The sequence below is a fragment of the Sphingobium sp. D43FB genome, assembly GCF_002312805.1.
GTDB lineage: Bacteria > Pseudomonadota > Alphaproteobacteria > Sphingomonadales > Sphingomonadaceae > Sphingobium.
Genome location: NZ_NMUA01000004.1, coordinates 57,425 through 70,348 on the forward strand (window position 1 = coordinate 57,425; position 12,924 = coordinate 70,348).

Below are 12,924 nucleotides of genomic sequence, written 5' to 3' on the forward strand. Positions count from 1 at the left end.
CGGAATGACCGCCTTGATCGACATCTTCATCGCCTTCCTAATCCTGCTCGGCGGTGCCTTCGCGCTGATCGGCAGCTGGGGACTAGCGCGCCTGCCATCGCTGATGACCCGCCTGCACGGCCCGACCAAAGCGACCACGCTGGGCGTTGGCGGCTGCCTGATGGCGTCGATGCTCTATTTCCCGACCCATGGCCTCAGCTGGTCGGCGCATGAACTGCTGATCACGCTCTTCCTGTTCATCACCGCGCCGATTTCGGCCAATATGATCGCCAAAGCCTATATCCATCGGCGGCACAGCGAAACCCGGATGACGGTCGAAACGGCCAGGATGCTGCCCGAATCGCCTGCCGGGGCTGCGGAATGGGCGACATTCGGCGTTGCCGACGCTGATCGGCCGAACCAGCCTTCAGGCGAACCCGCTCAGCCCTTGTAAAGCGCGTCCAACCGGTCGGCATAGCGTTTGCGGATGACATGGCGGCGGATCTTGATTGACGGGGTCATTTCCTCATTCTCGATCGTGAACGGTTCGTCGGCCAGGATGAAGCGACGAACCCGCTCGGTCACCGACAGGTCGCTATTCACCCGGTCCACCGCCGCACGTAGCGCCGCCATATAGGCCGGATCGGCGCGCGCCTCCGCCAGCGTCAAACCCTTGGCCTGCGCCCATTCCAGCGTCCATTCGGCATCCGGCACGATCAGCCCGACCAGATAGGGCCGCCGGTCGCCATGGACCATCGCCTGCCCGATCTCGGCCTGCAGCGTCAGCATCCCCTCGACCTTCTGGGGCGCGACATTGTCGCCCTTGTCGTTGACGATCAGGTCTTTCTTGCGGTCGGTGATGCGGATGCGCCCCTTGGCATCGAATTCGCCGATGTCGCCGGTGTGGAGCCAACCATCCTTCAACACCTTTTCCGTTTCCGCCGGATTGCGCCAATAGCCGTGCATGACCAATTCGCCCCGGACCAGAATTTCGCCATCCTCGGCGATCCGCACTTCCACGCCATCAAGCGGCGGGCCGACCGTGTCCATGGCAATGCCCGCGCGCGGGCGATTGCAGCTCACCACCGGCCCTGCCTCAGTCTGGCCATAGCCCTGAAGCAACGTTAGGCCCATCGCGTCGAAGAACAGGCCGACATCGGGATTGAGCGGCGCGCCGCCCGATACCAGCGCCTTCAACCGGCCGCCGAACCGGGCACGGATCTTGGGAATCAAGGTGCGGGCGAGCAGCGCCTTCATCGGCCGATCGAGCAGGGATTTGCGCCCATGCTGCTCTTTCGCCGCAATGCGCAGCGCCTGCGCCATCAGATAATTGGGAAATTTGCCCTGCTTTTCGATCGACTTCATGATCCGCGCGCGCAGCACTTCGAACAGGCGGGGCACGACCACCATGATGGTCGGCCGCGTTTCCTCGATATTGCTGGCGAGCTTTTCCAGCCCTTCCGAATAATAGATTTGCCCGCCCAGCAGCATCGGCAGAAATTGCCCGCCACTATGTTCATAGGCATGCGACAGCGGCAGGAAGGACAGGAAAACCTCCTCCCCCCAACCAAAATCCTCCGCCACGACCGCGCCTGCCCCTTCGGCATTGAGCAGGATCGCGCCATGATGCTGCATCACCCCGCGCGGCGCGCCGCCGGTGCCGCTGGTGTGGATGATGCAGGCCTGGTCCTGGCGCGTTGCGGTCTGGGCGGCGGCGCAAGTGGCGACATCGACCGGGTGAGCCGCAATCAGCTCATCCCACATATGGCAGGCGATCTGCCCCTGCGTCCCGCGCAACGGCTCCATCCCGACGATGAAGTCGGCCTGCGACCGGACGACAGCCGGCATCAGCACCTGCGCCAGCTTGGCGGTCGAAACGATGACCGCGCGCGCGCCGCTATCGGTCAATATATGCTGATGATCGCGCGTGGTGTTGGTGGTGTAGGTCGGCACGGTGATGCACCCCGCCGCCATGATGGCGAGGTCGGCGATGCAGAATTCCGGGCGATTTTCGCTGACCAACATCACCGGATCGCCCGGCTTCAACCCCTGCGCCCTGAGCGCGGCGGACAGGGCGGCGACCTGCTGCGCCACCATGGTCCAGCTTAACGATTGCCAGGCGCCGTCCTTTTTGCGCCACAGGAACGGCGCGTCGCCCCTCTCGCCCGCACGGGCGAAGAACATGGTCACCAGATTGGGGAATTTTTCGATGGCCCTCAAGGCTCTGCTCCTGCGGTTCCGGCGCGTCTGCTGCGCACCTGCTCATCGTCAGGCTATAGCTCCGCCTTGCCGTAACGGCCATCGACTTTATCAGGTTTCATCCATCGAAAAGCCCGTTCTGCACATCCTGCGGCGGATTGAGGCCCAGATGCTTCCACCCCGGCCCGTTGAGGCATCGGCCGCGCGCCGTGCGGGCGATGAGGCCAAGCTGGATGAGGTAAGGCTCGATCACTTCCTCGATCGTATCGCGCGCTTCGGAAAGCCCCGCCGCCAACGTTTCGACCCCCACCGGCCCACCACGATAAATATCCGCGATCATCATCAGATAGCGCCGGTCCATCAGGTCCAGCCCCAACTCATCGACCTCCAGCCGCCGGAGCGAGGCATCGGCAACCTTAGCGTCCACGGCCGCGACGCCCGCGACATTGGCGAAATCGCGCACCCGGCGCAGCAGCCGCCCGGCAATGCGCGGCGTCCCCCGCGATCGCCGCGCAATCTCCATCGCGCCGTCTGGCGTAATGGCAAGGTCGAGCAATCGCGCCGCGCGCCGCACCACCAGTTCCAGCTCGTCCACCGTGTAGAATTGCAACCGCACGGGAATGCCGAACCGGTCGCGCAGCGGCGTCGTCAGCAAGCCTTGCCGCGTCGTGGCCCCTACCAGCGTGAAAGGCGGCAGGTCGATGCGCACCGATCGCGCCGACGGCCCCTCGCCGATCATCAGGTCGAGCGCGCGGTCCTCCATCGCCGGGTAGAGCACTTCCTCGACCGCCGGATTGAGCCGATGGATTTCATCGACGAACAGCACGTCGCCCTCATCCAGATTGGTGAGCAAAGCCGCCAGATCGCCCGACTTGGCGATGACCGGCCCGGACGTGGCGCGAAAGCCCACGCCCATTTCCTTGGCGACGATCTGCGCGAGCGTCGTCTTGCCAAGGCCGGGCGGCCCGAAAAACAACACATGATCGAGCGCCTCGCCGCGCGCCTTCGCCGCCTCGATAAACACGCGCAAATTCCCGCGCGCTGCTTCCTGCCCGATAAATTCGTCAAGCGACTTGGGACGCAGTGCCGCATCGACATCCTCGACGCGGCGGGCGGGGGTTAGGAGGCGGTCGTCAGTCATGGAGTGCAAAGCTGCTCCCATGTTTTGTCCATTTCACCGGGAGCCATTTCTGATTCCAAAACAGTTATGACATCTCCGGCCGCAATAAATCTCTCATAGCCCCCATAGCCGCCGAAGCCATTTTTAGCATTAACCTTACCGCACGAAACGGGCGTCTTTCCAAAGGCTAGATGAAATTTCACATCCTGAAATTCGGCACTCGTCGGATCTCTCAACTTAGCTTTAATAGCTTCCTTGCCTGCGTCATTCCAAGTAGCTTGCTTACCCAGATCAGCATAAGGGGATGTTGGCTGTCCTGCTTGATCTTCCTCATCAGGACGGTCCCCACATGAAGACAGTAGACATACAATGCTTAAGGCCAGAACTGCATTACGCATGATTTTCTCCCATGGTGAACATCAGCACCATCACTTCGCCGCCTTCCGCAGCGCCAGCCGCACCAGCGCATCCAGGCTGGCGTCGTCACCCAGTTCCGCTTCGGCCGCCGCGACGGCGGTGCTGGCTTCATAGGGTTTGAAGCCCAGATTCTGCAGCGCGGACAGCGCGTCGGCGGCGAAGCTGCCGGTCGGCAGCACGGCCACGCCGCCCGCGCCGATCGGACTGCCGACCGGGGCTGCGCCGATCTTGTCCTTCAATTCATTGACGATGCGCTGGGCCAGCTTGGGGCCAACACCGTTGGCGCGGGCGATCATCGCCTTGTCTCCCATGGCGACGGCCCGGTGCAGTTCCAGCGGTTCGAGCGCCGACAATATCGCCAGCGCCACGCGCGATCCGACGCCCTGCACATGGGTCAGCAACCGATACCAGTCGCGCTCTTCCGCGCGGGCGAACCCGACCAGACGGATCGAGTCTGCCGCCACCAGCATTTCGGTGTGGATCGTCACCGCTTCCCCCACCGGACCCAGAGCCGCCAGCGTGCGCGACGATGCGCCGACCAGATAGCCGACGCCGCCCACATCAATGATGGCATGGTCGATGCCCGCGCTGTCCAGCAGCCCCTTGAGTTTCGCGATCATGCCCGCTGCCCTTTGGTCATGATCTGTTCTTTACAGCCTGTCGCGCGGCGCGCCAGTCAAAAGAATGAGCGCATGAGGCAGCTTTTCCGCGCGCCATGCGTAATGCTGCCCAAACCCATTCCATATCAAGGCGATTATGATGCAAATGACCGCGCCGATGCTCGGCCCCAAGGACTTCGAATATCCCGCGATCATGCTTTCGGGCGTGGTTGACCATGGCATGTATCTTCATTTCAAGAATTGCCTGTCCACCGCGCCGCAGCAGGGGCTGGTGGTGGTGGAAATCTCCACCCTGGGCGGCGACCCCGAAATCGCCCGTCTGATGGGTGAGGATATCCGTTTCCATTCCGATCTCTACCCCGAACGGCGTCTGGTGTTTCTCGGCCGCACGGCGGTTTATTCGGCGGGCGCGACCTTCATGAGCTTCTTCGCAACCGAAAACCGCTATGTCACGCGGGGTACGCGCCTCATGATCCACGAGCGGCTGATCACCAAGACGATCCAGCTCGCGGGGCCACTGTCCACCTGCATCGCTACGCTCAAGGGAACGCTCAACGAAATCCAGTCGTCGATCGCGATTCAGAATGAAGGCTTTCACAATCTGATCCTGGGATCGGATATCACCATGGAAGAGCTGCTCGAAAAAGCGCCAGAAAACTGGTATCTTGAAGCCAATGAAGCGCGCGCACGGGGGCTGATCGCCGCGGTGCTGTGATCGTCCCTTGCGCGGCCCGCTAATTGCGGGTTGATATCCGACATGAACCGCATTCGATCAGGATCGCCGATCTTTCCCTGGCGCTATGGCATGTTCCTGACGTTTCTGGCGACGATCGCGCCGTTGGCTCTGGGGCTCCCGTGGCATCAGGCGGTAATGGCAGGGTTTGATATTGCCGCGGTCGCGTTCATGCTGTCGGTAACGTCGCTCATCCGGGCCGACGCCGCCGCCATGCGGCGCAAGGCGGCGGCGAACGATGCTAATCGCGAGCTGATGCTGCTGATCACCGCGATCGTCAGCCTGGTCGTACTGGTCGCCGTGGGCGTGGCCGTGGGGGAGCAGGGCGGACATAAGGGTGGCACCGTCGCGCTGCTGCTGATCACCTTGCTGGTGGCCTGGCTATTTTCCAACCTCGTCTACGCCATGCACTATGCGCATATCTTCTATCGCGCCGGACCGCAGGGAGAGGATAGCGGCGGCCTCGACTTCCCGGATACGCAGGAGCCGGGTTATTGGGACTTTCTCTATTTTGCTTTCACGCTCGGCATGACGTTCCAGACATCCGACGTATCCGTGACGAGCAGCATCATGCGCCGCACGGCGCTATTTCAGAGCCTCGCCGCATTCCTGTTCAACCTTGGCATATTGGCATTCACGATCAACGTGTTGGGCGGGTAGTGCCTCAAGCGGCGTTGCCCCAGCCGGACCGTTGGCGCTGACGCTGGCTACGCCCTGTTTTGGTCGGACCAACGGCCTTCCCGGCATCCTCCTCCATATAGGCCACCGACCGCCACCATTCCGCTACGACTGGGCGCAAGGCGGACAGGCTACCGGAGCGCGGCATCGCGTACCAGTTTTGGCCATGACGATGAAAGGTCCAGTTGGAATCGCAATTGAGCGGAACGCGCTCGAACCGCGGCGAGGCTGTGGCACCGGGGGAATCGCTGATCTCCCGCAATTGGGCAGGCACATTCTGGATGCTGCCATCGGGAAACCGCACCGCGATCGTCATCTCCTGCCTCCATCATTATCGGTTGATGAGGGGGTAACGCATTGAGATAAAATGGGTTCATGACCTTGCTGCAGGTTAAGCAGTTTGTCTGCAACGGTCCAGCCACCAAAGCCTTCACCGCTTGCTTACCAAATTTTGCTAGGGCTTGCCGCCATGCGCGACTCTGACGATCCCTGCCCCAAATCCGACGTCAGCCATGGCGTCGGCATCGCTGGTTTGGTGGGCCTTGGCCTCTGGACCCTGGTCGCGCGCCATTATGGCATGAACGGTCCCCATGCCGGGCTGGCTGCGGTCGTCGCCTGCGGCGTGCCGATGGTGCTGTGGTCGCTCTTCATCGACAAGGTGCATCGCAATGCCTCGACCGGCATAGACTGGCACGCGCCCGCCCGTCCGGTCCGCAGCGTGCTGGACATCAGCATCGTCAAGATCGCCGGTCTATGGGCGACCTGGCTCGCCATTGCCATCTTCTATTGCGTCGCGCGCTGGTATTGGAGCGGCAATTACCGCTTCTCGATGGACCTGTTCACCAGCGCCGCGCCATGGCTGCTGGCACTTTCCATCCCCTATGTCATCTGGATCGACCGGCGGATGGTCGATCCAAAGGATGCCTCCTACAGCTTTGGCCAATGGGTGATCGGCGGCGCGGCGGGCGCGCCCGACATGGTACAGGTCGCGCATCACGCTCGCGCTTGGGCGGTCAAGGGCTTCTTCCTGGCCTTCATGGTGTCGATCGTACCGGGTAATTTTTCAAGCGTGGTCGAATGGCGGATCGCCGACGCGCTGGCCAATCCGATCGCGCTCGCCGGATTCCTGATCGCGGTCATGTTCATGATCGACGTCTGTCTGGCGACGGTCGGTTATATCCTGACCTTCAAGCCGCTCGATTCGCATATCCGCACCGCCAATCCCTATCTTGCCGGCTGGCTGGCTGCCCTGATCTGCTACCCGCCTTTCGTCCTGATGGGCGGCGGCGGGCCGCTCGATTATCATGCGGGCGGCGCGGAATGGGATTATTGGACGCAAGGATCGACGACGCTGCAATGGCTGCTGGGCGGGTGGCTGGTGCTGCTCACTGCCATCTATGCCTGGGCGACGATGGCGTTCGGCCTGCGCTTTTCCAACCTTACCCATCGCGGCATACTGACCCATGGTCCTTATCGCTGGACCCGGCACCCGGCCTATTTGTCGAAAAACCTCTTCTGGTGGTTTTCAGCGCTGCCCTTCCTCAGCGTCAGCGGGTCGATCACCGACATCGTGCGCAATTGCGCGATGCTGGGCCTCACCAACGCCGTCTATTATTGGCGCGCCCGGACGGAGGAGCAGCATCTGTCCGCCGACCCCGACTATCGCGCCTATAGCGACTGGATGGAACGCAACGCCCCGGTGCCCCGCTTCTTCGCCTGGGTCACCGGGCGCAAGCGGGAAGCGACTGTGGTGGCACAGACGGCGGAGCAGCCCGCCGCCTAGAAGCTTTCCTCGGCATAAACTTTGCTGACATCGCCGCCCCATTCGCCATGATAGCGATCGAGCAGCCGTTCGGCGTGCGTCTTGCCGGATGACACGACCTCTTCCAGATCGGACAGATAGCCCGTTTCATTGTCGCCCGCGGCATTCAACCGACCGCGTGCGGCAAGCCCCGACCGGGCAATGTCCAGCGCTGGCTTGGCAATGTCGCGCAGCGTGCGACCGCCGCCGACCGGTGCGTCCAAGCCGAGCTTGGGCACGGAATCACGCAAAATCTGCCGATCCTCCATGCTCCAGTCCTTGACCAGATCCCACGCCGCATCGAGCGCGCCCTGATCATAAAGCAGGCCGACCCACAAGGCGGGCAGGGCACAGATGCGGCCCCATGGACCGCCATCCGAGCCGCGCATTTCGAGAAAACTCTTCAGCCGCACTTCGGGGAAGGCGGTGGAGAGATGGTCCTCCCAATCCTTCTCGGTCGGCTTTTCACCCGGCAGGACGGACAGTTTGCCGTTGAGGAAATCGCGGAAGCTGAGGCCCGACGCATCGATATATTTGCCGTCGCGAAAGACGAAATACATCGGCACGTCGAGCGCATAGTCGGCGTAACGCTCATAGCCAAAGCCATCCTCGAACACGAAGGGCAGCATCCCCGTGCGCTTGGGGTCGGTATCTGACCAGATATGGCTGCGATAGGACAGGAAGCCATTGGGCTTGCCCTCGGTAAAGGGCGAATTGGCGAACAAAGCCGTGCCAAGCGGCTGTAGCGCCAGCGAGACGCGGAACTTCTTGGCCATGTCGGCTTCGCTGCCATAATCCAGGTTGGTCTGAATGGTGCAGGTGCGCAACATCATGTCCAGGCCCATCGATCCCACGCGGGGCATGTGCCGCAGCATGATCTCGTAACGGCCCTTGGGCATGATCGGCAACTCGGCGCGGGTCTTGTCGGGCCACATGCCAAGACCCAGGAAACCCAAGCCCAGCATGTCGCCGACATGCTTCACCTGTTCAAGATGCCGCCCGGTTTCAGCGCAGGTCTGGTGCAGATTGTCGAGCGGCGCACCCGACAGTTCGAGTTGCCCGGCGGGTTCCAGGCTGATCGTGCCATCGTCCCCCGACAAAGCGATGATATTCTCGCCTTCGAACACTGGCTTCCAGCCATAGCGGGTCAGGCCGATCAACAGCGTGTGGATGCCACCCTTTTCCTCATAGGATGGGGCGTGATGATCCTTGCGGCTGTAGACGAATTTCTCATGTTCGGTGCCGATGCGCCAGCGGTTCTTGGGCTTTTCGCCCTTGGCAAAGGCCGCGATCAGCTGGTCGCGGCTTTCGATGACGGGATCTTGGCCCGCTGAGTCGGTTCTTGTGCTCATGCCCCGCCCTTACTGCTTCCCCTCTGCCCGTCAAACAGCGGCGGGCTTCGGTCAAATAGGCTGTGTTGCTATCGGGTTCAATCCAATAGCGAAATGAAACTATTTCCAGTCGCCATTGATCGTCATCCACGCCGCCGTAGCGGCGATGGCGGCGGTTTCCGCGCGCAGGATGCGGGGGCCAAGAGAGACGGGTACGGCTTGAGGATGCGCGCGGATCGCGTCACGTTCGGCGGGGTCGAATCCGCCCTCCGGCCCGATCAGGAAAGCCGCCGCGCCGGGATGGGTAGCAAAGGCCTCCGTCAATGGCGCACCCCCAGTCTCGTCAGCGAAAAACAGATGCCGCCCCTGCGGCCAATCGCGCAACAGCGTATCCAGCTTCACCATGGCGGCAAGTTCGGGCAGCGCGGTGCGCCCGCATTGTTCAGCAGCCTCGACCAGATGCGCGTGCAGCCGGTCGAGGTTGAGCTTGTCCACCACCGCGCGGCGAGTCAGCACGGGCTGCAACTTCGCCACCCCCAATTCGCAAGCCTTTTCCGCGATCAGATCGATGCGTCCCTTCTTGATCGGCGCGCAGCACAGCCAGAAATCCGGTACCGTCTCCGGCCCCTTGGTCTGCGTCACGCATTCCAGCACCAGATCACGCTTGCGGATGTCGCGCGCGCGCGCGGCCCACTCGCCCGACCGCCCATCGAACAGCAGCACGATATCATCGGGCCTCACCCGCATGACGGCGATCAGATAATGGGCCGGATTGCCGTCGATCGACACCACCACGCCTTCGCCCAACTGGGTTTCGACATGCAGGCGCGGGGCGCTTTGCGGCGGCCAGGCGGGGGTAGCGGTCATTTCGGTCTTTCCGTATGGCGATGCGACCCCTAATGCCGTTCCTGTCGAAGCAAGTCGAGACGCGCCCCTCGATCAGCGGCGAAACGGAGATAGTGTGAGTAGTAGCATCGTCCCCGACACCCAAGCGCGCGGTCTGCTGTCGCGCCTGCCGGATACGCCGCGCGGCCTTGCGCTGCTGGCACGGTTCGACCGGCCGATCGGCTGGTGGCTGCTCTTCTGGCCAGGGGCCTGGGCCGTGGCGCTGGCCGGGGGTGGCTTTGTCCGCTGGCCGCTCATCCTGTGGTTTCTGCTGGGCAGCATCGCGATGCGCGGCGCGGGCTGCGTGTTCAACGATATCGTCGATCGCGATCTCGACGCGAAGGTCGCGCGCACGGCTTCGCGCCCGCTTGCCAGCGGCGCGATCTCGCTCAGAACCGCTTGGCTCTGGCTGTTGGTCCTTTGCGCGGTCGGGCTTGTCGTACTGCTGCAATTGCGGTCCTATGCGCAGGTCGTGGCGCTTGCGTCGCTGGCGTTGGTCGCGGCCTATCCTTTCATGAAGCGGATTACCGGCTGGCCGCAAATCTGGCTGGGCCTCGTCTTTTCCTGGGCCGCCTTGGTCGGATGGAGCGAAGTGGCCGGTACGCTGACCATCCCTGGCCTGTTGCTCTACGCCGGAACCATTTTCTGGGTCGTGGGCTATGACACCATCTACGCGCTGCAGGATCGGGAGGATGACGCGCTGATCGGGATCGGTTCCAGCGCCTTGTCCATGGGACGCCATGTGCGCGCGGGCGTTGCGCTATGCTATGTGCTAGCGCTTGGCCTCTGGGCGACGGCCATCTGGCAGGTGCGGCCCGACAGCCTGGCGCTTGTCGCTCTTTTGCCGATGGCCGCGCATCTGCTGTGGCAGGTTGCGACCTTGCGCGAAGACGGCGTAGATCCGCTCACCAAGTTTCGCGCCAATCGCTTTGCGGGGTTGTTGATGTTCCTGGCTTGTCTGGTAGTAGGCAGCGCATGAGCGCGCATCCCACAGGTCCAGTGCCCGGCGACGATTGCTGGCGCATCGAGACAGCCACCCGCGCCAGCGTCATCATCGACGCGGACACCTATTTCCGCCACGCCCGCGCCGCGATGCTCAAGGCACGCAAGCGGATCATGCTGATCGGCTGGGATTTCGATGCCGCGATCAGCCTGGTGCGCGACGATGAGGTCGGAGACGGCGCACCCGCCGTCATTGGCGATTTCATCAGCTGGCTGGTCAATCGCTCGCCCGACCTCGAAATCTTCCTCCTGCGCTGGGATGTCGGCGCGATGAAGTCGATGGTCAGCCCCGTCAACCTCTTCACCACGCTCAAATGGATGGCGCATCCGCGCGTCACGGTGAAGCTGGACGGGCATCATCCGCCTGCGGCCTCCCACCATCAGAAGATCGTCGTGATCGACGATTGTTTCGCTTTTTGCGGCGGTATCGACATGACCGGCGACCGCTGGGACACCCGCCATCATCGCGACGATGAAGCCGGGCGTCATCATCCCGACGGTTCGCCCTATGGTCCATGGCACGATGCGACCACGGCCTTGGCCGGGCCGGTTGCCGCCGCGCTCGGCGCCCATGCGCGTATGCGCTGGAAGATGGCGGGTGGTGATGATCTAGAGCCGGTGGAAGGCGGCGAGGATTGCTGGCCTGATCGTCTCCCCGTGCAGTTTGAAGGGGTGGATGTCGCCATTTCCCGATCCGCGCCGCAAATGGACGATCAGGATGGCGTGACGGAGATTGAAAATCTCTATTGCCACCAGATCGCTGCCGCAAAACGCTGCATCTATGCCGAGAGCCAATATTTCGCCTCCCGCCGCATCGCCGAGGCCATCGCCAAGCGGCTGGCCGAACCCGATGGCCCGGATATCGTCATCGTCAACCCAGAGCATGCCGATGGCTGGCTGGAACAGCAGGCGATGGATACGGCGCGCGCGCGCCTCTACGAAGCGCTCAAGGCGCGCGATACCCATGGCCGCTTCCGCATCTATCACGCCTTCACCACGCGCGGCGTGCCCATCTACATCCATGCCAAGATCTTGATCGTCGATGATCGGCTGATCCGGGTCGGCTCCTCCAACATGAACAACCGGTCGATGCGGCTCGACACCGAATGCGATGTGACGATCGACACGATCCTGCCCGCCAACGCTGGTCGGCAGGACCGTATATTGGCCATTCGCAACGACCTGATCGCCGAACATCTCGACATGCCGGTCGAGCGCGTCGCCGCCGTGATTGCGGAGCGCGGGCTGGTCGCGGGGATCGAGGAAATGCGCCAGAAGCCGGGGCGGACGCTACGCCCCTATGTCACCCCGGATCTGAACGATGTTCAGACTTGGCTCGCCGATCATGAAGTGCTCGACCCCGAAGGCCCCGAAGAAATGTTCGAATCGATCAGCGAACGAGGCCTGTTCCGCCGGATGAAGGGCTGGTTCGGGCGGGGGTAAGTGCAGCGACTCTGGGGCGCATCACCCAGACCCGTACGTTTCGAGCGAAGTCGAGAAACACCGCGTACTGGCTTCTCGACTTCGCTCGAAACGAACGGGTCAAGGTCAGGTCACTCTACAGGCCAAGCGCCTTGCGCAGTTCGGCGTTGATCCGGCTTTGCCAGCCGGGACCAGTCGCACGGAAGCCGTCCAGAACAGCCGCATCGAGTCGGAGCGTAACCTGCTGCTTGGGATCGTCGGATTTGGGACGGCCGACTTTGGTAAGTGTCCCGGTTGCAGGACGAATAACCTTTCCGCCGATACGAAATTCGGCATGGGCGAAAAAATGCTCGTCCAATTCTGGTGCATCATCCGGATCGACCCAAAGCGGCTTCGTATCGTGATCTTTCCCGGTCATTTGCATGTCTCATCGAAATTATGCGCCGCCCGTCATCGCGCGGCGTCCATACCAAAATCACCGCCCGGCCCTTCAGATAACCATAGGTTACAAAGCGATCCTCGCCATAGTCTCTGCGGTCGTCAGACGCCGTAAGCTCAGGCCCTTCAAACACCTCAAGCGCATCGGCGAAGTCCACGCCACGCTCTTCCAATGCTACCTGCCGTTTAGCCGGGTCAAAACTGATATTCATACGTACGCCACCTTAAAAGCCAGCACGAAAGGCGTCCAAGGTGGAAGAAAACGCCATCGACTATTTCTCATAACTACAGAAGTTCGT

Annotated in this window: 15 protein-coding genes; 6 read left to right on the forward strand and 9 right to left on the reverse strand. The window is 62.3% G+C overall.

All coding sequences use genetic code 11. From position 1 onward, the window contains the following. Positions 1-4 precede the first annotated feature (4 nt). Positions 5-433, forward strand: coding sequence for a Na+/H+ antiporter subunit G (locus tag SxD43FB_RS05100; RefSeq protein ID WP_096061261.1), 429 nt, complete (start codon positions 5-7; stop codon positions 431-433). Here the strand turns inward: SxD43FB_RS05100 and SxD43FB_RS05105 are convergent. The 4 genes from SxD43FB_RS05105 to ruvA form a co-directional block, all read right to left on the reverse strand. Continuing rightward, on the reverse strand, positions 421-2,163 hold the full coding sequence (locus SxD43FB_RS05105; protein WP_096061262.1) for an AMP-dependent synthetase/ligase: 1,743 nt from the start codon (positions 2,161-2,163) through the stop codon (positions 421-423). The genes SxD43FB_RS05100 and SxD43FB_RS05105 overlap by 13 nt on opposite strands. 133 nt (positions 2,164-2,296) lie before the next feature. Next, positions 2,297-3,319 (reverse strand): Holliday junction branch migration DNA helicase RuvB, encoded by a 1,023-nt coding sequence (ruvB, locus tag SxD43FB_RS05110; protein WP_069065663.1) that lies wholly within the window; start codon positions 3,317-3,319, stop codon positions 2,297-2,299. Then, positions 3,316-3,696, reverse strand: a complete 381-nt coding sequence (locus SxD43FB_RS24630) for a hypothetical protein (RefSeq protein WP_141249457.1) — start codon at positions 3,694-3,696, stop codon at positions 3,316-3,318. The genes ruvB and SxD43FB_RS24630 overlap by 4 nt, the downstream gene beginning before the upstream one ends. Before the next feature lie 30 nt (positions 3,697-3,726). Next, positions 3,727-4,335, reverse strand: coding sequence for a Holliday junction branch migration protein RuvA (gene ruvA / locus SxD43FB_RS05115; protein WP_096061263.1), 609 nt, complete (start codon positions 4,333-4,335; stop codon positions 3,727-3,729). Between the two features lie 139 nt (positions 4,336-4,474). Here ruvA and SxD43FB_RS05120 point away from each other — a divergent pair, with 139 nt between their 5' ends. Together SxD43FB_RS05120 and SxD43FB_RS05125 are read left to right on the forward strand one after the other, a co-directional pair. Beyond that, positions 4,475-5,050, forward strand: coding sequence for a hypothetical protein (locus SxD43FB_RS05120; protein WP_037478187.1), 576 nt, complete (start codon positions 4,475-4,477; stop codon positions 5,048-5,050). Between the two features lie 42 nt (positions 5,051-5,092). After that, positions 5,093-5,728 (forward strand): DUF1345 domain-containing protein, encoded by a 636-nt coding sequence (locus SxD43FB_RS05125; RefSeq protein WP_096061264.1) that lies wholly within the window; start codon positions 5,093-5,095, stop codon positions 5,726-5,728. A gap of 4 nt (positions 5,729-5,732) precedes the next feature. On the opposite strand, the gene SxD43FB_RS05130 is transcribed toward SxD43FB_RS05125, so the two are convergent. Continuing rightward, entirely contained in the window at positions 5,733-6,062 is a 330-nt protein-coding gene (locus tag SxD43FB_RS05130) for a hypothetical protein (protein WP_176482675.1), read from the reverse strand. A 153-nt stretch (positions 6,063-6,215) separates the two neighbouring features. Here SxD43FB_RS05130 and SxD43FB_RS05135 point away from each other — a divergent pair, with 153 nt between their 5' ends. Continuing rightward, positions 6,216-7,529: a DUF1295 domain-containing protein gene (locus SxD43FB_RS05135; RefSeq protein WP_096061265.1), complete on the forward strand. Its 1,314-nt coding sequence runs from the start codon at positions 6,216-6,218 to the stop codon at positions 7,527-7,529. Here the strand turns inward: SxD43FB_RS05135 and SxD43FB_RS05140 are convergent. Beyond that, the gene (locus tag SxD43FB_RS05140; RefSeq protein ID WP_096061266.1) at positions 7,526-8,899 is read right to left on the reverse strand and encodes a glutamate--cysteine ligase; all 1,374 of its coding nucleotides are present in this window, start codon (positions 8,897-8,899) and stop codon (positions 7,526-7,528) included. The genes SxD43FB_RS05135 and SxD43FB_RS05140 overlap by 4 nt on opposite strands. 99 nt (positions 8,900-8,998) lie before the next feature. Next, positions 8,999-9,745 (reverse strand): 16S rRNA (uracil(1498)-N(3))-methyltransferase, encoded by a 747-nt coding sequence (locus SxD43FB_RS05145; RefSeq protein WP_096061267.1) that lies wholly within the window; start codon positions 9,743-9,745, stop codon positions 8,999-9,001. 94 nt (positions 9,746-9,839) lie between these two features. Between SxD43FB_RS05145 and ubiA the strand changes: the two genes are divergently transcribed. Both ubiA and SxD43FB_RS05155 read left to right on the forward strand, forming a co-directional pair. Continuing rightward, positions 9,840-10,742 (forward strand): 4-hydroxybenzoate octaprenyltransferase, encoded by a 903-nt coding sequence (gene ubiA / locus SxD43FB_RS05150; protein WP_096061268.1) that lies wholly within the window; start codon positions 9,840-9,842, stop codon positions 10,740-10,742. Next, positions 10,739-12,208 carry a phospholipase D-like domain-containing protein gene (locus tag SxD43FB_RS05155; protein ID WP_096061269.1) on the forward strand — a complete coding sequence of 490 codons (1,470 nt, stop codon included), beginning with the start codon at positions 10,739-10,741 and terminating at the stop codon, positions 12,206-12,208. The genes ubiA and SxD43FB_RS05155 overlap by 4 nt, the downstream gene beginning before the upstream one ends. A 115-nt stretch (positions 12,209-12,323) precedes the next feature. On the opposite strand, the gene SxD43FB_RS05160 is transcribed toward SxD43FB_RS05155, so the two are convergent. Both SxD43FB_RS05160 and SxD43FB_RS05165 read right to left on the reverse strand, forming a co-directional pair. Then, complete coding sequence (locus tag SxD43FB_RS05160; RefSeq protein ID WP_255245603.1) at positions 12,324-12,605, reverse strand: BrnA antitoxin family protein; 282 nt, start codon at positions 12,603-12,605, stop codon at positions 12,324-12,326. Beyond that, entirely contained in the window at positions 12,556-12,837 is a 282-nt protein-coding gene (locus SxD43FB_RS05165; protein ID WP_096061271.1) for a BrnT family toxin, read from the reverse strand. The genes SxD43FB_RS05160 and SxD43FB_RS05165 overlap by 50 nt, the downstream gene beginning before the upstream one ends. Positions 12,838-12,924 lie beyond the last annotated feature (87 nt).